We start from the raw sequence: 16252 nt of genomic DNA, 5'->3' as shown, positions 1-16252 counted from the left end.
GGTGTGACCAACTCCACAATGCGGTCCGCGTCAGCGCAGCCCGACGGCCCCGTACATGATCGGCTCGTGGCCGGGGCGGAACGTCCCGCCGAGCGGCCCGGAGGTCAGCGGGACGAGCCCGGGGGAGACCGGCCGGAACGGGCCCAGCAGCCGCGCGACCTCGACCGCGCCGCGCGGGAACAGCGGGATGTCGCTCGCCTCCAGGTAGAGCCGCGCCGCCTCGGTGATCGCGAGCGGCGCGAAGTCGGCGGTGACGTGCGAGACGACCAGGGCGCTGCCGGGCGCTGCCGGGCCCGCCAGCGCCGTGAGGAGGTCGGCCGCGCCGGGCAGGAAGTGCAGGACGGAGGAGAACACCAGCGCGACCGGCTCGGCCGGGTCGATGAGGCGGCGCACCTCCGGGCTGTCCAGGATCGCGCCGGGGTCGCGGATGTCGGCCCGCAGCGCGGCGACGTTGCCGCCGTCCATCATCAGCGCGCGGGCGTGCGCGATGACGAGCGGGTCGTCGTCGACGTACACGATGCGGGTGCCGGGAATGTGCCGGGCCGCTAACTCGTGCAGGTTCCCGGCCGTGGGCAGGCCGCAGCCGAGGTCGAGGAACTGCCGGACGCCGCGTCCCGCGACCAGCCGCACGGCGCGGGCGAGGAACTCGCGGGCGGCGCGGGCCGCCTCCGCCGCCTGCGGGAGCACCTCCAGGAGCCGCAGCGCCAGCTCGCGGTCGGCGGCGTAGTTGTCCTTGCCGCCGAGCAGGTAGTCCTGGACGCGCGCGGGGCCCGGCCTGTGCAGGGCGAGCCGCGTCTCCGGCGCCCGGGTGCCGACCGTCGTCATTCGCTTCACCTGTCGCTTTCACGAAGAGGAGCGCGGGGGCGTGGCTCTCCCTCGACGGTAGGCGGCGTAGGTCGCCGGAAGGTTGAGACGGCCCGCGGACCGCCCGGAGGGCGCCCGCCGCGTGGCCGCATCGGGCCAGCCGCGTTTGGCGGCGTCCGGCGGGTCCGGGCGGCGCCGGTGACGATGATCAGGAACGCGGCGGGCGAGCGGACGGTCGCCGAGCGCGCATCCGCCGTGATGCTCAATTGTCCAAATGGCCGCTTCCGGCCATGACAGGACCTTAACCGCGCTGCCGAATCCTTGTCGGAGCCGCTCAGGATCCGGGCGTCCGCCACATGAGCCAGATCGGCGGGGCGCCCCTGCCCGGCAGGGTCAGCTCCCGCGTCACCTTGAACCCGAACCGCTCGTAGTACGGCACGTTGATCTCTTTCGAGCTCTCCAGGTAGGCGGGCACGCCGTCGGCGTCGCAGCGGTCGAGCCGGGACCGCAGCAGCGCGGCCCCCAGGCCGTTGCCCTGCGCGGGCGGATCGGCGCCGAGCACGGCCAGGTACCAGTGCGGCTCGCGGGGATGCTCCTTCTCGATCGCGCTCAGCGTGCGCAGCGACGCGGGCATCCGCGCGCCGAGGACCCGCAGCAGCGGCACGGCCTGGGCCGCCTGCACGCGGAGGGGGACGCGCCAGTGCCCGGGCGGGTCCCACAGCGCCGCCGCCTCCGTGCGCGCGTCCCGTCCGGCGAGCTCCGTGCCGCCGTGCGGGAGGTGCACCCGGCGCAGCATGATCCCGAACAGCCCGGCCAGGCGGCGCACGCGGGACGCCTCGTCCGGCAGCAGCCACGACCAGACCGGGTCGTCGTCGAAGGCGCGCCCGAGGACCGCCGCGATCTCCGCGACGTCGGGCGCCGCGGCCTCGCGGACGGCGGGCCGCGACGGCTCGGGCCCGCCCGTCACGGGCGCTGGTCTGTCATGGGCGCTGGTCTGTCATTGCGCGGCCTCCAGGGGGACGCGCTGATCTTCACCGGGCGCGCACGCTCACGTCAACCTGAAGCACCGGCGCCCGCGCCGCGCGCGGCGTTCCTCGCGGGCCCGGCCGATCTCCTCCAGGACGAGGGCGGACCCGATGCCGAGCAGCCAGAAGTCCTTCGCCAGCGCCGTGCCCTGCTGGGTCGGACGCAGCCCGCCGGGCTCCCGCATGCCGGGCACCCGCAGGTACAGGCCGCTCAGCCCGCCCGCGAACGCGGTGAGCGCCGCGCCCGCGACGATCGACGGCACCAGCGGCACCATCAGCGCGGCGCCGAGCGCCACCTCGGCGGTGCCGAGCATGCGGGTGAACTCCCGCGGATCCCGCGATCCCAGGAACGGGTAGGCGGTCTTCGCCAGGCCGTGGGTCTGCTCCGCCGCCTCGTCCCCGCCCTTGAGCTTCGACAGCCCCGAGTTCACGACGAACGCCCCCACGGTCAGCCGGGCGGGCATCTGGTGAGCACGAGCCAGAAAACGCATCGTTCCCCATTGATGTCGGGTGAGATCGGGCGCTTGGATCCATTCCCGCCGTCCGCCCGCTACACCTGGAGCCGGGTCAAGTCTCGGCATCGGGGTAGCGTGGGCGGACGTGACCACCCGACCGGACGGATCGCCGCCCCCCGAATGGGCCCCAGAACGCGAGGTCACCGCGGACCTGGCCGCCGCGCTCATCGGACGCAGGTTCCCCGAACTGCGCGATGCGAAGGTGGAGCGGCTCGCCACCGGCTGGGACAACACGGTCTTCCTCGTCGGCGGGGAGTGGGTGTTCCGGTTCCCGCGCCGCAAGATCGCGGTGCCGGGGATCGAGCGGGAGATCGCGGCGCTGCCCGTCCTGGCGCCGAGGCTGCCGCTGCCGGTGCCCGTGCCGCGCTTCGCCGCCGAGCCGTCGGACGACTTCCCGTGGCCGTTCTGGGGCGCGCGGATGATCCCGGGCCGCGAGTTCGCCGACGTCCGCCCGCCGGAGCGCGAGCGGACCGCCCTCGCCGCCGGGATCGGGGCCTTCCTGCGGGCCCTGCACGACCCGGCGCTCGTCCGCGAGGCCGGGCACGGGCTGCCGCTCGACCCGATGGGACGGGCCGCCCCGGCGATCCGGGCGGCACGCACGACCGGCCGCCTGGACGCGCTCGCCGAACTCGGCGTATGGGAGCGCGACCCCGCCGTGGACGCGTTCCTCGCCGCCGCCCGCGAGCGCGGCGTCCCGGCCGGCGATCCGGTGATCGTCCACGGGGACCTGCACGTCCGCCACCTGCTGCTCGCCCCGGACGGCAGCGTCGCCGGGGTGATCGACTGGGGCGACGTGTGCCTGGCCGACCCGGCCGTCGACCTGTCGCTCGCCTACGCCGGGTTCGGCGGCGCCGCGCGGGACGCGCTCCTGGCCGGATACGGGCTGCCCGTGCCGCCCGGCCGGGAGGCGGCGGCGCGGACGCTCGCGCTGAACCTGAGCGCCACGCTCGCCGAGTACGCCGCGTCGACGGGCCGCGAGGCGCTGCTGGCCGAGTCGCTCGCCGGGATCACCCGCGCGATCTCCCCGTAATACCGGGTCAGTGGCGCATGTAGACGCGGACCGCGGTGCCGTCCGGGCCGGTGTGCATCCGGACGAGATCGGCGAGGTGGTTGACCATCAGGATGCCGCGGCCGCCGTCCGGGCTCATGTCGGCGGGCCGCCGCCCGGCCAGCGGGTCGGTGATCGTCCCGGCGTCGCGGACCTCGCACACGACCTGGCCGTCCTCCGACCACAGCCGTGCGGTGCCCGCTCCGCCGCCGTGCAGGCACGAGTTGGCGGCCAGCTCGTTCGCGGCCAGCTCAAGGTCGCCCACCGCCCGCGGCCCGAGGCCGAACCGCGCCGCCCACCGGGTGACGAACTCCCGGACGAGGGGCAGCGCGTCGAGGTCGAAGCTCATCTCGACCGCCCCGGCCGGCTCCGGCAGCGGCCGGTTGTAGGCGCTGATGACGCGGTCGGGCGCGTAGTCGCCGCTCACGTGCTCGCCGTGCCGGTCGATCACGACGGGATGGGTGGCGCGGGCGTCGGCGATCGCGACGTCGTCCAGGCCGCTCACGTCGTAGGGGCACAGGATCGACACGCCGCGCCCCTCGAACGCCAGGTTGATCAGCGCCTCGTGCTGGGCGCAGGCCGGGTACTCGGTCGCGGACCGGCCCGGCCAGATCGGCTCGCCGATGATCCGCACCCGCCCGGCGGCGGCGTGCCGGTCGGCGAAGTCGCGCAGCACGCCCGGGATGATGCGGCCCGGGTTGCGGCCCGCCTCGGACATGTCCAGCCAGGACACCTCGCCGGCCGTCCGGCCCAGCGCCTCGCGCAGCGTGCCCAGCCGCTCGCCCGGCACCGCGACGGCCACGGGTTCGCCCGACTCGCGGCCGGCGCGGATGAACGGCACCGTGCCCGCGAGGTACTCCTCGTCGTCGCGGTAGAAGAGGGCTGGGTGGACGAACGCGTCACGCGGCGGCGACGTGCCCGGCCCCCCGGGCCTGGGGTTCATCGCGCCGTCTTCTCGGTCGGGGCGGGTGGCGTATGCACGTGCATCGGGTTCGAGGGTACGCGTAGGGGAGCGGCTCGTGCCAGACGGCTGAACGCCGCGTCCCCCGGGGTCGGACGGCCGCCTCGGCCGAGCTGTGGTCACCACGACGACTACCCGCTGACGGCCTCCGAAAAACGGGTGAAGTCCGTAAAGTCACGTTTTCGACCGCCGAAAGCGCTTCCCCGGGCCGTCGAATCGCTTCCCGCGGGGCTCACCTGTCGCGCAGGATCGCGGCGTCCACCACGTCGGTCAGCCGGCCGCGCCGCCGGTACGCGCCGCGCTGGCGCTCCGCGCCCGTCCCGCCGGTGAGGAGCCGGCGGACGCCGCGGGCGACCGGGCCGAGGTCCCCGCTGTCGCGCAGCGCGGGCAGGACGTGCGCCAGCAGGTCGCCGGCCAGCTCCCGGAAGCCGACGGCGCGGCCGGTGCACACGTCCACGCCCGTCCCGGCCAGGCCGTCCCGCGCGGCCAGCCAGTACGCCGCGCGCAGCAGCTCCTGCGGCGGGTCGGGCGCCCGCTCGCCCGCGTCCACCGCGGCGGACGAGACCTCCACCAGCGCCCGGATCAGCGCCGCGAGCACGACCGCGTCGGCGGCGGTCGGGGCGACGTCGGCGAGCCGGATCTCCACGGTCGGCAGCCGCGCCGAGGGCCGCACGTCCCAGAAGATCGTGCCGGTGTCCATCAGCGCGCCGCAGCCGAGCAGCGTCGCGACGACGTCCTCGTAGTGGGCGGACGACTCGAAGAACGGCGGCGGGCCCGCGACCGGCCACCGCGCCCACGCCATCACCCGCCAGCAGGCGTGGCCGGTGTCGCGCCCGGCCCAGTACGGCGAGTTCGCGGCCAGCGCCAGCAGCGTCGGCAGCCACGGCCGCAGATGGTTGCTGACCTGGACGGCGTGCTCCCGGTCGGGCATCTCGACGTGGACGTGGCACGAGCAGATGCTCTGCTCGTCGTCCAGGCCCCGGTAGGTCGCGCGGCTCTCGGCGTAGCGGGCGCCCGCGCCGATCGGGGCGGGGAACAGCTCGCCGAGCACCGGCGTCCCGGTCGCGGCGAGCCGGACGCCCTCGGCCGCCGCCGCGGCCGCCATCGCCGCCCGCATCGCGCGGACCTGCCCGTCGAGCTTGTCGAGGTCGTCGCACGGGGGCGTCTTGGCCTCGGCGAGGAAGTCGACCAGTTCCGTGGAGGCCCGCTCGCCCAGCGCCGCCGACGCCCGCCGCACGACGGCGGCGGCACGCGGGACGACCTCCCGGGACACGGGATCGACGACGAAGTACTCTTCCTCGATTCCGAATCGCAGCGGCATCCCACCACCTCGGGCTCGGGAGCGACGCAGGAGGCTGCTTCCCCTCGACCGTACGTGGCCGCCGTCCGGTTCGCACCTGCCGGACGGGCGCTAAAGGGCCCCGCGGGCTGTCCTTGACGCTCCCTTGGCCGGAGCGGCGGGGCTACTGGCGGGGCTCGTCGACGACGACGTCGGTCATGATGTCGACGGCCAGCGCGATGATCCCGCCGATCACGGTCACCGCGGCGCCCGCGCCGAACACGATCCAGTCGGGTCCCATGACGAGGCCCACGCCGCCGACGACGAAACCGACGAAGATGATGGTCACCGCGACCCAGGACTTCGGGCGCCCGGCGTGGCTGCCAGTCGACATGCGTTGGTCTTCCTCTGCGGGATCCGTTGGGGCTTCGACGCCCGAACTCTAGCAACGCCCCTCGCCACAAGGCGTTCCGGGGTCAGCCGAACGCGCCGGATCAGGCGGAGGCGCCGGCGTCAGACGAAAGCGCTGTGGCCCGTCGCGGCGCGGCCGACGATCAGGGTGTTGATCTCCCGGGTGCCCTCGTAGGAGTAGAGCGCCTCGGCGTCGGCGACGAAACGGCCGATGCCGTAGTCGAGGACGATCCCGTTGCCCGCCATCAGCTCCCGCGCCCAGCCGACGACCTCCCGCATCCGGGTGGTGCAGTACGCCTTGGCCAGCGCCGAGTGCTCGTCGCGGTACAGGCCGTCGTCCTGGAGCTGGGCGAGCCGCACCACCATGCCGAGCGACGCGGTCGTGTTCCCGAGCATCCTGACCAGCAGGTCCTGGACGAGCTGGAACCTCGCGATCGGCCGTCCGAACTGCTCGCGCTCCACCGCGTAGTCGCGCGCGATCTCGTAGGCGGCGAGCATGACCCCGACGGCCTGCCAGGCGACGCCGCTGCGCGTCCGGCGCAGGATGGCGGCGGTGTCCTTGAACGTGTTCGCCCCGGCGAGCCGGTCGGCCTCCGGGACGCGGCAGCCGGAGAGGATGATGTCGGCGTTCTGCACGGTCCGCAGCGCGATCTTGTTCTCGATGCGGGTGGCTGTCCATCGCCAGGAACCCGGTGAGCAGGCTGCTCGGCTTCTCGCCCGGGCACTCGTCGTGGGCGAGCCCGGCGATGCCGAGCGCCCCGTACTCCGGGATCAGGTCGAACGGGAACTCGGCCCGCACCCAGCAGCCGTTCGCGATCGGCGCGACCTTCGACTCCAGGAAGTCCCGCACCCGCCCGACGACCTCCTTCTCGCGCTCGTCGAGGAGTTCCTGCATGTGGTAGAGGTCGCCGGGGAGCGCGTCCAGGGTCATGGCCTGCTCTTTCCCGGCCGCCGCACGGCTAACCGGGACGCGGCGCGGGGGTGCGCCTCCGCGCCTTCCGGTCGGCGGGACCCGCATTAGAGGTGCGTTCGGCCGCTCGCCTACGATCCAGGACATGACGGTGCCGCCTGACGAAATCGAACTGGCTGCCGCCTTCCCCCCGGCCGAACGCGACCGGTGGCGGGAGATGGTGAAGGGGGTGCTGCGCAGGTCCGGCGCGGCGGCGGAGGACACCCCGCTCGACGAGATCGAAGGTCTGCTGACCCGCGAGTCGTACGACGGCGTGCCGGTCGCAGCGCTCTACACCCGCGACGACGCGCCGCCGGGACGTCCCGGGCTCGCGCCCTACGTCCGCGAGGTGCGGCCCGACGGCGAGGGCATCGCGGGCTGGGACGTCCGGCAGCTCCACGCCCATCCCGACTCCGCGGCTACCCGCGAGGCGATCCTCGCCGACCTGGAGAACGGGGCCACGTCCATCTGGCTGCGGCTCGGCGGCGGGAGCCTCCCGGTCGCGGGTCTGGCGGATGCGCTGCGCGGCGTCCTGCTCGACCTCGCGCCCGTCGCGCTGGACGCGGGAACGGAGACGGCCGAAGCCGCGGACGCGTTCCTCTCTCTTGCCGCCGAGCGCGGGAACGCGGCTGACGCGTCCGGCGCCCTCGGCGCCGACCCGCTCGGCCTCGCCGCCCGCACCGGTACGCCCGGCTCCCTGGAGGACGCCGCCGCGCTGGCCGTCCGGTGCGCCCGCGAGTTCCCGAAGCTGCGCGCCGTCGTCGCGGACGGCACCCCGTACCACGACGCGGGCGGCTCCGACGCCGAAGAGCTGGGTGCGGCGGTCGCCGCGGGAGTCGCCTACCTGCGCGCCCTCACCGAAGCCGGGCTGAGCGTGGACGAGGCGTTCGGGCAGATCGAGTTCCGCCTCGCCGTCAACGCCGACCAGTTCGCCTCGATCGCCAAGCTCCGCGCCGCCCGCCGCCTCTGGGCGCGGGTCGCCGAGGTCGGCGGGGCCGCCGACGGGACGTCCGCGCGGATCCACGCCGTGACGTCGTCGGCGATGATGACGCGGCGCGACCCCTGGGTGAACATGCTCCGCACCACCCTCGCCGCGTTCGCCGCCGGGGTCGGCGGCGCGGACGCGGTCACCGTCCAGCCGTTCGACGCCCGCCTCGGCCTCCCCGACGGGTTCGCCCGCCGCATCGCCCGCAACACCCAGACGCTGCTGCTGGAGGAGTCGAGCCTCGCCCGCGTCGTCGACCCGGCCGGCGGGTCCTGGTACGCCGAGAGCCTCACCGAGGGCATCGCCCGCGCCGCCTGGGACCGGTTCACCGAGATCGAGAAGGCGGGCGGGCTCGCCGCCGCCCTCGAATCGGGCCTGGTCGCCGACCGGATCGCCGCGACATGGGCGCGCCGCCGCAAGGACATCGCCCGGCGCAAGGCCCCGCTGACCGGCGTCAGCGAGTTCCCCAACCTCGCCGAGACCCTCCCCGAGCGGGCCCCGGCGCCCCGCGCGCCCGGCGGCGGGCTCCCCGTCGTCACGTACGCGCAGGACTTCGAGGCCCTCCGCGACCGCTCCGACGCCCACGCGGAGGCGACCGGCGCGCGGCCGCGGGTGTTCCTCGCCACGCTCGGGCCCGTCGCCGTCCACACGGCGCGGGCGTCGTTCGCCGCGAACCTGTTCCAGGCGGGCGGGATCGAGACGGTCGGCGGCCCGCCGGAGGAGTTCGGGACGTCCGGGACGACCGTCGCCTGCCTCTGCTCCAGCGACGGGGTGTACGAGGAGCAGGCCGCCGAGGCGGCGCGGGTTCTCCGTCAAGCGGGCGCGATGAAGGTCTGGCTGGCGGGTAAGGGAACCTATGAGGGCGTGGACGCCGGCGTGTACGCGGGATGCGACGCGATCGAGGCGCTGGAGACCGCCCTCCGTGATCTGGGAGTGAACGAATGATCCCCGACTTCAGCGAGATCGAGCTCGGGACGGCGCCCCCCGCCGACGAGGCCGCCAAGCGGTGGCGCGCCGCCGTCACGGACGCCACCGGCCGGGACCCCGACGCCCAGACCTGGGACACGCCGGAGGGCATCGGCGTCCGGCCCCTCTACACCGGCGACGACCTCGCGGGGCTCGACTTCCTCGACACCTACCCGGGCATCGCGCCGTTCCTGCGCGGCCCGTACCCGGCGATGTACGCGACGCAGCCGTGGACGATCCGGCAGTACGCCGGCTTCTCCACCGCCGAGGAGTCCAACGCGTTCTACCGCCGCAACCTCGCGGCCGGGCAGAAGGGCTTGTCGGTCGCGTTCGACCTGGCCACGCACCGCGGCTACGACTCCGACCATCCGCGCGTCTCCGGCGACGTCGGCATGGCGGGCGTCGCGATCGACTCGATCTACGACATGCGGCAGCTCTTCGACGGCATCCCGCTGGACCGGATGAGCGTGTCGATGACCATGAACGGCGCCGTCCTGCCCGTCCTGGCGCTCTACATCGCCGCCGCCGGCGAGCAGGGGGTGGAGCCGGAGGCGCTCGCCGGGACGATCCAGAACGACATCCTCAAGGAGTTCATGGTCCGCAACACCTACATCTACCCGCCGCAGCCGTCCATGCGGATCATCTCCGACATCTTCGCGTTCACCTCGCAGCGGATGCCGAAGTACAACTCCATCTCGATCTCCGGCTACCACATCCAGGAGGCCGGGGCGACCGCCGACCTGGAGCTCGCTTACACCCTCGCCGACGGCGTCGAGTACATCCGCGCCGGGCGGGAGGCGGGCCTGGACATCGACGCGTTCGCGCCCCGCCTGTCGTTCTTCTGGGCGATCGGGATGAACTTCTTCATGGAGGTCGCCAAGCTCCGCGCGGCCCGCCTCATCTGGGCGAAGCTCGTGAAGGGATTCGATCCGCAGAATCCCAAGTCGCTGTCGTTGCGGACGCACTCGCAGACGTCCGGCTGGTCGCTCACCGCGCAGGACGTCTACAACAACGTCGCCCGCACCTGCATCGAGGCGATGGCCGCCACGCAGGGCCACACGCAGTCGCTGCACACCAACGCGCTGGACGAGGCGCTCGCGCTGCCGACCGACTTCTCGGCCCGGATCGCCCGCAACACCCAGCTCGTCCTGCAGCAGGAGTCCGGGACGACCCGCACCATCGACCCGTGGGGCGGCAGCGCCTACGTCGAGCGGCTCACCTACGACCTCGCCCGCCGCGCCTGGGGGCACATCGCCGAGGTCGAGCAGGCCGGCGGCATGGCGAAGGCGATCGACGAGGGCCTGCCGAAGCTGCGCATCGAGGAGGCCGCCGCCCGCACGCAGGCCCGCATCGACTCCGGGCGGCAGCCCGTCATCGGCGTCAACAAGTACCGTCCGGACGCCGACGAGGAGATCGACGTCCTCAAGGTCGACAACGCGTCCGTCCGCGCGCAGCAGATCGACAAGCTGCGGCGGCTGCGGGAGGAGCGCGACGAGCCCGCGACGCTGGCCGCGCTGGACGCCCTGACCCGCGCCGCCGGGGCGGCAGAGAACGGAACCCGCGAGCCCGGCCTGGAGCGGAACCTCCTCGCCCTCGCCATCGACGCCGCCCGCGCCAAGGCCACCGTCGGCGAGATCTCCGACGCGCTGGAGAAGGCGTACGGGCGGCACGCCGCGCAGATCCGTACCATCTCCGGTGTGTACCGGGAGGAAGCGGGCCAGGTGACCGCCATCGAGAAGGCGCGCGCGGCGACCGCCGCGTTCGAGGACGCCGAGGGCCGCCGCCCCCGCATCCTCGTCGCCAAGATGGGCCAGGACGGCCACGACCGCGGCCAGAAGGTGATCGCGACCGGCTTCGCCGACCTCGGCTTCGACGTCGACGTCGGCCCGCTGTTCCAGACCCCGGCGGAGGTCGCGCGGCAGGCGGTGGAGGCCGACGTGCACATCGTCGGCGTCAACTCGCTCGCCGCCGGGCACCTCACGCTGGTGCCCGCGCTGCGCGCCGAGCTGGCCGCGCTGGGCCGCGACGACATCATGATCGTCGTCGGCGGGGTCATCCCGCCCGGGGACTTCGACGAGCTGCGCGCCGCCGGCGCCGCCGCGATCTTCGGGCCCGGCACCGTCCTCCCGGACGCGGCGGCCGGCCTGCTGGACGAGCTGACCGCGAGGCTCGGCCACGGAGAGCAGTGAAAGCGGGCCTGGACGACTACGCGGCCGGCGTGCGGGACGGGTCGCGGGCATGGATCGCGCGGGCGATCACGCTCGTCGAGTCGACCCGCCCCGACCACCGTGACCTCGCGCAGAAGCTGCTGGTCGAGCTGACCCCGCACACCGGGAACGCCCGCCGCGTCGGGATCACCGGCGTGCCCGGCGTCGGGAAGTCCACGTTCATCGACGCGCTCGGCACCCGGCTCACCGGCGACGGGCACAGGGTCGCGGTCCTCGCGGTCGACCCGTCCTCGACCCGGACGGGCGGCAGCATCCTCGGCGACAAGACCCGCATGCAGCGCCTCGCCGCCGACCCGGACGCGTTCATCCGCCCCTCGCCCACGGCCGGGACGCTCGGCGGCGTCGCCAAGGCCACCCGCGAGGCGATGGTCGTCATGGAGGCCGCCGGGTACGACGTCGTCCTCGTCGAGACGGTCGGCGTCGGGCAGTCCGAGACGACCGTCGCCGAGATGGTCGACGCGTTCCTGTTCCTCACCCTCGCCCGCACCGGCGACCAGCTCCAGGGCATCAAGAAGGGCGTCCTGGAGCTGGCCGACGTCATCGCCGTCAACAAGGCAGACGGCGAGCACCAGCTGGAGGCCAAGCGCGCCGCCCGCGAGCTGTCCGGCGCGCTGCGGCTGCTGCGCAGCGACGAGCGCGTCCGGGACACGCCCGTCCTGACCTGCAGCGCCAAGGAGGGCACCGGGCTGGACGCGGTGTGGGGCAAGCTCGCCGAGCACCACGACCGGCTCCGCGAGTCCGGCGAGCTGGAGGCCCGGCGCCGCCGCCAGCAGGTCGGCTGGACGTGGGCGATGGTCCGCGAGCGGCTCCTCGGCGAGCTGCACGCGGACCCCGCCGTGCGCAGGCTCGCGCCCCTGCTGGAGAAGGAGGTCGCGGACGGCTCACTCACCCCCGCGCTGGCCGCCGAGCGGATCTTGGAGGCGTTCTCGCGGGGCCGCTGACCCTCGTTCGCGACGTCCGAAACCCCCGCGTTGCCCCGGGCCGCCGGTCGCGCGGCACGCCGATCAGGTACAACAGTCGGATGGACGTCATCGCGCTCGATGATCCGACGGAGGCGCAGATCCGGGAGTGGCACGAGGTGCTCAGCGCCGTCCACGCCGCCGACCCCGCCGGGGACCCGGCCCCCGACCCGGAGCAGACCGCGCTGCGGCTGCTCGGCGCCGGGCCCGGATCGCGGCAGCGGCTGTGGGGGGCGGCCGACGGCGGCCGGCTGGCCGGGGTGGCCGCGCTCCGGCTGCCCGGCGAGCCCGGCGCCGGACGTCCCGCCGAGATCGACATCCAGGTGAGACCGCCGCTGCGCCGCCGCGGGCTCGGCGGGCGGCTGCTCGCCGCCGCGGCCGAGGGGCTGCGCGCCGACGGCCGCACCAGCGTGATCGCGCAGGTCCTCGCGGGCACGCCCGCCGTCCCGTTCCTGGAGCGGCACGGCTTCGAGTGCGTCCTGACCCTGCGCGGCATGCTGCTGCGGCTCGACGACGTCCCGCCCGAGCAGGTCGCGCGGCTGCTGGCCGCCGCGCCCGCCGGGTACCGGCTCGTCCGCTGGCGGGGCGTGGTGCCGGACGAGCACGCCACCGCCCTCGCCCGCGCCAAGCACGCCATGGCCGACTTCGCCGAGTACGAGGGCGGCACGCCCTGGGACGCCCACCGCGTCCGCGAGACGGAGGAGGTCGTCGCCAAGCGCGGCGACGACCTCTACACCGTCGCCGCGCTGTCGGGCGACGTCGTCGCCGGGTTCACCGAGGTCGTCGTCCCGCACGACGACGCCCGCCGCGCCGGCCAGTACGACACGGCCGTCGTGCCCGAGCACCGCGGCAGGCGGATCGGCATCTGGATGAAGGCGGCGATGCTCCGGTGGCTGGCCGAGGCCCGCCCCGAGGTCCGCGAGATCGAGACCGACAACGCCGGCGACAACGCCCACATGCTCGCCGTCAACGAGGAACTCGGCTTCCGCATGGAACGCGAGTCCATGGAATACCAGGCCCCCGTCGACGCCCTCCCCGGCCCGCTGAGCCCCGCCCGCTGAGCCCGGCCCGCTGAGTTCCGGCGGCCCGCTGCGCCGCGCCCGGCAGCCCGGCGGCGGGACGAAAATGCGTTGCCTCCCGTGCCCGTGTATCGGCACTCTTATGAAGGCTTCCGGGAAATGCCCGGAGCCGGATAATTGCCGGAACATTTCCTCGTAGTTCAACGGGAGAACGCCGCACCGTTAATGCGGATATTCAGGTTCGAATCCTGGCGGGGGAGCGGCACGGGCTAGGGAGGTGACCCGGTGAACGTGCTCGTCCTGAACGCGTCGTACGAGCCACTGCAGAAGGTGGATCTGCGGCACGCCATCCGGATGCTGGTCCGCGAGGTGGCGGTGGTCGAGGAGGCGGAGGAGGGCCGCACCTTCGGGAGCTTCCCCGTGCCGCGCGTCCTGCGGCTGGTCAGGTACGTCGCGATGCGCTGGCGGCACGGCCGGCGCCCGCCCTGGAGCAAGCGCGGCGTCTACCTGCGCGACCGGGGCCGCTGCTGCTACTGCGGCAAGCGCGGCAACACGATCGACCACGTCCACCCGCAGTCGCGCGGCGGTGGCGACACGTGGGAGAACACCGTCCTGGCCTGCGGAAAGTGCAACAACCGCAAGGGCGACAGGACGCTCGCCGAGGCGGGCCTGCGGCTGCTGTCCGAGCCGCGGATCCCGCGCTGGGACGAGCTCGTCGGCCCTTGAACCGGGGCCGCGTCCGGGCCGTATCCAAGGGCGTATCCGCGGCCCTGTCCGAAGCCGGACCGCCGCATTGCGGCGGTCCGGCCTCCGAATCGTGGACCACACGGTCCTTCGGTAGCCTTTATGTCACGCTATGTGTTTTCTGATGCATGTGAGACGAATTAGGTGATTGTGGTAGCGTGCCGCCAATCTTGAGCTTTGTTATCTAGGAGTGATCTGTGGCGGCCCTCGATCCCACCGGCACGGCGGCCCGCTCGGGCGGGCGGCGCAGAGCGGGGCGGCGCCTCGCGGCCCTCGCCCTCGCGGCGGGCCTCGCGGTGGCGCTGCCGCCGGCGTCCGGGAGCGCGGCGAGGCTCCCGCAGGAGCCGCAGGACGCCAAGAAGAAGTACGCGGAACTCCAGAAGCGCGCGGCCAAGCTGTCGAAGGACTACCGCGGCGAGCTCGTCACCCTCGAGGAGACGAAGAAGGCCGCCGAGCGCGCCGCCGCCGACGCCGCCGCGACCGACCGCGAGTACGAGGCCGCCCGCGTGGGCATCGCGCGGCTCGCCTCCACCGCCTACATGACCGGACGGCTCGACATCATCCCGATGATCTCCTCGGCGCAGCCGGGCAGCGCCGTCCACGACGCCGCCGTGGTCGAGCACATCAGCCGCAACAACAGCCGCCGGCTGCAGGCCCTGCAGGCGCTGAACGCCAAGGCGACGCAGTCGCAGGCGACGGCCGCCACGAAGCTGGACGCGGTCAAGAAGGAGATCGAGGACCTGGAGAGCCAGCGCACCCGCGTCAAGAAGCTGCTCGCCAAGTACAAGCCCGAGGTCGCCAGGACGCAGGCCCCCGCGGGCCGGCCCGACGGCGTGAGCGGCTCCAAGTCCCCGATCACGGGCAACTCGATGACCGCGCGGATGCGCACCGCCCTGCTGGCGATCGACGGCAGGTTCGGGCCGTTCCCGTCCATCGGCTGCTCGCGTCCCGGCGACCCGCAGGACCACGGCTCCGGCCGGGCCTGCGACTTCATGGAGAGCACCGGCGGGCGGATGCCGAGCGCGTCCGCGCAGGCGCACGGCGACCAGGTCGCCCAGTTCGTGATCAGCAACGCGTCCCGGCTCGGGATCAAGTACGTCATCTGGAAGCAGCGCATCTACGACATGCGCAGCAGCGGCGGCTGGCGCCAGATGGAGGACCGCGGCAGCATCACCGCCAACCACTACGACCACGTCCACGTCTCCGTCCTCTAGGCCGGAGCGGCGCTATCTCTCGCCGCGCCGCGCCTCGTCCAGGTCGACGACGGCGCGTTCGGCGGCGGAGCGTGTGGCGGCCTCGACGACCTCCAGGCCGGTGATCGCGTCGGCGAGCGTCACCGGAGGGTGCGCGTCGCCGCCGAGGGCGCGGGCCACGGACGCGTAGAAGTCCTGGTAGGCGCCGGGCGCGGTGGGTTCGAGCCGCTCCTCGCCGGGCGTGCCGACCAGGCCGTAGGACTCCGGCGCGGCCATCCCGTAGCCGTGGTCGTCCGGGGTGAGGCCCGCGCGGAGCTGCTCCTCCTGCGCGTCCATCCCCGGGACGACGTAGGACGCGCGGCTCCCCAGCACCCGGAACCGCGGCCCGAGCTGCGCGGCCGTCGCGCTCGCCCACAGGTGGGAGCGGACGCCGCCGGGATGGGACAGCGCCACGAACACGTCGTCCGGCGTCGCCGCGCCCGGTCGCCGCGTGTCGATCTCCGCGTAGACCGAGCCCGGCCGGCCGAACAGCGCGACCGCCTGGTCGATCAGGTGCGTGCCGAGGTCGAACAGGATGCCGCCCGCGTCGCGCGGGTCGGTGCTCTCCTTCCAGCTCTTCCGCACCTCGGGCCGCCAGCGCTCGAAGCGGGACTCGAAGCGCCGGACGTCGCCGAGGACGTCCGAGCCGATCAGCCGCCGCGCCGTGCGGAAGTCGCCGTCCCAGCGCCGGTTGTGGAACGGGAACACCGGCACCCCCCGGACGGCGCTCAGCGCGGCCAGCGACCTGGCGTCCGCGGCGGAGGCGGCGACCGGCTTGTCCACGACGACGGGGAGGCCCGAGGTCAGCGCCGTCCGGGCCAGCGGGACGTGCTGCCGGTTCGGCGCCGCGACCACCACCAGGTCGTAGTTCCCCGACGCGCCCCACAGCCGGTCGGGCCCGTCCACGACCTCCGCCTCCGGGTACCGCTCCCGCACCGCCGCCTGCCGCTCCGGGTCCCCGGTGACTACCGCGGCGAGCCGCATTCCGGGGACGGACGAGATCAGCGGCGCGTGGAAGACCGAGCCGCCGGTCCCGTATCCGATCAGCGCAACACGCAGGTCCATGCCACGATCATGACCGATGGCGGGGCGGCCGCCCGGGGCCGGGGTCCGGGCGCGACGTAGGC

Annotated in this window: 15 protein-coding genes, 1 tRNA gene and 1 pseudogene; 8 read left to right on the top strand and 9 right to left on the bottom strand. The window is 74.2% G+C overall.

What is annotated here, in order from left to right; all coding sequences use genetic code 11:
• Positions 1–30 precede the first annotated feature (30 nt).
• The 3 genes from ACH35V_RS19220 to ACH35V_RS19210 all read right to left on the bottom strand — a co-directional run bounded on the left by ACH35V_RS19220 (position 31) and on the right by ACH35V_RS19210 (position 2320).
• Positions 31–825: an SAM-dependent methyltransferase gene (locus ACH35V_RS19220; RefSeq protein WP_395973977.1), complete on the bottom strand. Its 795-nt coding sequence runs from the start codon at positions 823–825 to the stop codon at positions 31–33.
• Positions 826–1138: 313 nt separating this feature from the next.
• On the bottom strand, positions 1139–1771 hold the full coding sequence (locus tag ACH35V_RS19215; RefSeq protein WP_395973975.1) for a GNAT family N-acetyltransferase: 633 nt from the start codon (positions 1769–1771) through the stop codon (positions 1139–1141).
• Between the two features lie 81 nt (positions 1772–1852).
• Positions 1853–2320, bottom strand: a complete 468-nt coding sequence (locus ACH35V_RS19210; RefSeq protein WP_395973973.1) for a hypothetical protein — start codon at positions 2318–2320, stop codon at positions 1853–1855.
• 109 nt (positions 2321–2429) lie between these two features.
• On the opposite strand from ACH35V_RS19210, the gene ACH35V_RS19205 reads away from it, so the two are divergent.
• Entirely contained in the window at positions 2430–3374 is a 945-nt protein-coding gene (locus tag ACH35V_RS19205; RefSeq protein ID WP_395973972.1) for a phosphotransferase, read from the top strand.
• A 7-nt stretch (positions 3375–3381) separates the two neighbouring features.
• On the opposite strand, the gene ACH35V_RS19200 is transcribed toward ACH35V_RS19205, so the two are convergent.
• The 5 genes and pseudogenes from ACH35V_RS19200 to ACH35V_RS19180 all read right to left on the bottom strand — a co-directional run.
• Positions 3382–4335: an anti-sigma factor RsbA family regulatory protein gene (locus ACH35V_RS19200; protein WP_395973971.1), complete on the bottom strand. Its 954-nt coding sequence runs from the start codon at positions 4333–4335 to the stop codon at positions 3382–3384.
• A gap of 250 nt (positions 4336–4585) precedes the next feature.
• Positions 4586–5674 (bottom strand): glutamate--cysteine ligase, encoded by a 1089-nt coding sequence (locus ACH35V_RS19195; protein WP_395973970.1) that lies wholly within the window; start codon positions 5672–5674, stop codon positions 4586–4588.
• 142 nt (positions 5675–5816) lie between these two features.
• Positions 5817–6026: an HGxxPAAW family protein gene (locus ACH35V_RS19190; protein ID WP_131969122.1), complete on the bottom strand. Its 210-nt coding sequence runs from the start codon at positions 6024–6026 to the stop codon at positions 5817–5819.
• A 119-nt stretch (positions 6027–6145) separates the two neighbouring features.
• On the bottom strand, positions 6146–6679 hold the full coding sequence (locus ACH35V_RS19185) for an acyl-CoA dehydrogenase family protein (RefSeq protein WP_395973969.1): 534 nt from the start codon (positions 6677–6679) through the stop codon (positions 6146–6148).
• A gap of 118 nt (positions 6680–6797) precedes the next feature.
• A pseudogene (locus ACH35V_RS19180) lies at positions 6798–6938 on the bottom strand (acyl-CoA dehydrogenase); the annotation flags it as partial.
• 160 nt (positions 6939–7098) lie between these two features.
• Between ACH35V_RS19180 and ACH35V_RS19175 the strand changes: the two are divergent.
• The 7 genes from ACH35V_RS19175 to ACH35V_RS19145 all read left to right on the top strand — a co-directional run bounded on the left by ACH35V_RS19175 (position 7099) and on the right by ACH35V_RS19145 (position 15107).
• The gene (locus ACH35V_RS19175) at positions 7099–8922 is read left to right on the top strand and encodes a methylmalonyl-CoA mutase family protein (protein WP_395973968.1); all 1824 of its coding nucleotides are present in this window, start codon (positions 7099–7101) and stop codon (positions 8920–8922) included.
• Positions 8919–11132: a methylmalonyl-CoA mutase gene (gene scpA, locus ACH35V_RS19170; RefSeq protein WP_395973967.1), complete on the top strand. Its 2214-nt coding sequence runs from the start codon at positions 8919–8921 to the stop codon at positions 11130–11132. The genes ACH35V_RS19175 and scpA overlap by 4 nt, the downstream gene beginning before the upstream one ends.
• Positions 11129–12112 carry a methylmalonyl Co-A mutase-associated GTPase MeaB gene (gene meaB / locus ACH35V_RS19165; protein ID WP_395973966.1) on the top strand — a complete coding sequence of 328 codons (984 nt, stop codon included), beginning with the start codon at positions 11129–11131 and terminating at the stop codon, positions 12110–12112. The genes scpA and meaB overlap by 4 nt, the downstream gene beginning before the upstream one ends.
• 80 nt (positions 12113–12192) lie before the next feature.
• Positions 12193–13191, top strand: a complete 999-nt coding sequence (locus tag ACH35V_RS19160) for a GNAT family N-acetyltransferase (protein ID WP_395973964.1) — start codon at positions 12193–12195, stop codon at positions 13189–13191.
• Positions 13192–13338: 147 nt separating this feature from the next.
• Positions 13339–13409, top strand: a tRNA-Asn gene (locus ACH35V_RS19155).
• Positions 13410–13434: 25 nt separating this feature from the next.
• Positions 13435–13875, top strand: a complete 441-nt coding sequence (locus tag ACH35V_RS19150; RefSeq protein ID WP_395973963.1) for an HNH endonuclease — start codon at positions 13435–13437, stop codon at positions 13873–13875.
• A 215-nt stretch (positions 13876–14090) separates the two neighbouring features.
• On the top strand, positions 14091–15107 hold the full coding sequence (locus ACH35V_RS19145) for a hypothetical protein (protein WP_395973962.1): 1017 nt from the start codon (positions 14091–14093) through the stop codon (positions 15105–15107).
• A 12-nt stretch (positions 15108–15119) separates the two neighbouring features.
• Here ACH35V_RS19145 and ACH35V_RS19140 read toward each other — a convergent pair whose 3' ends face one another.
• Positions 15120–16190, bottom strand: a complete 1071-nt coding sequence (locus tag ACH35V_RS19140) for a Gfo/Idh/MocA family oxidoreductase (RefSeq protein ID WP_395973960.1) — start codon at positions 16188–16190, stop codon at positions 15120–15122.
• Positions 16191–16252: the final 62 nt, after the last annotated feature.

The sequence above is a fragment of the Actinomadura sp. 1N219 genome, from assembly GCF_044326405.1.
In the GTDB taxonomy this organism is placed as follows: domain Bacteria; phylum Actinomycetota; class Actinomycetes; order Streptosporangiales; family Streptosporangiaceae; genus Spirillospora.
Note: the sequence above shows the minus strand (reverse complement) of the source record. Positions and strands in the feature narration are given on the sequence as shown.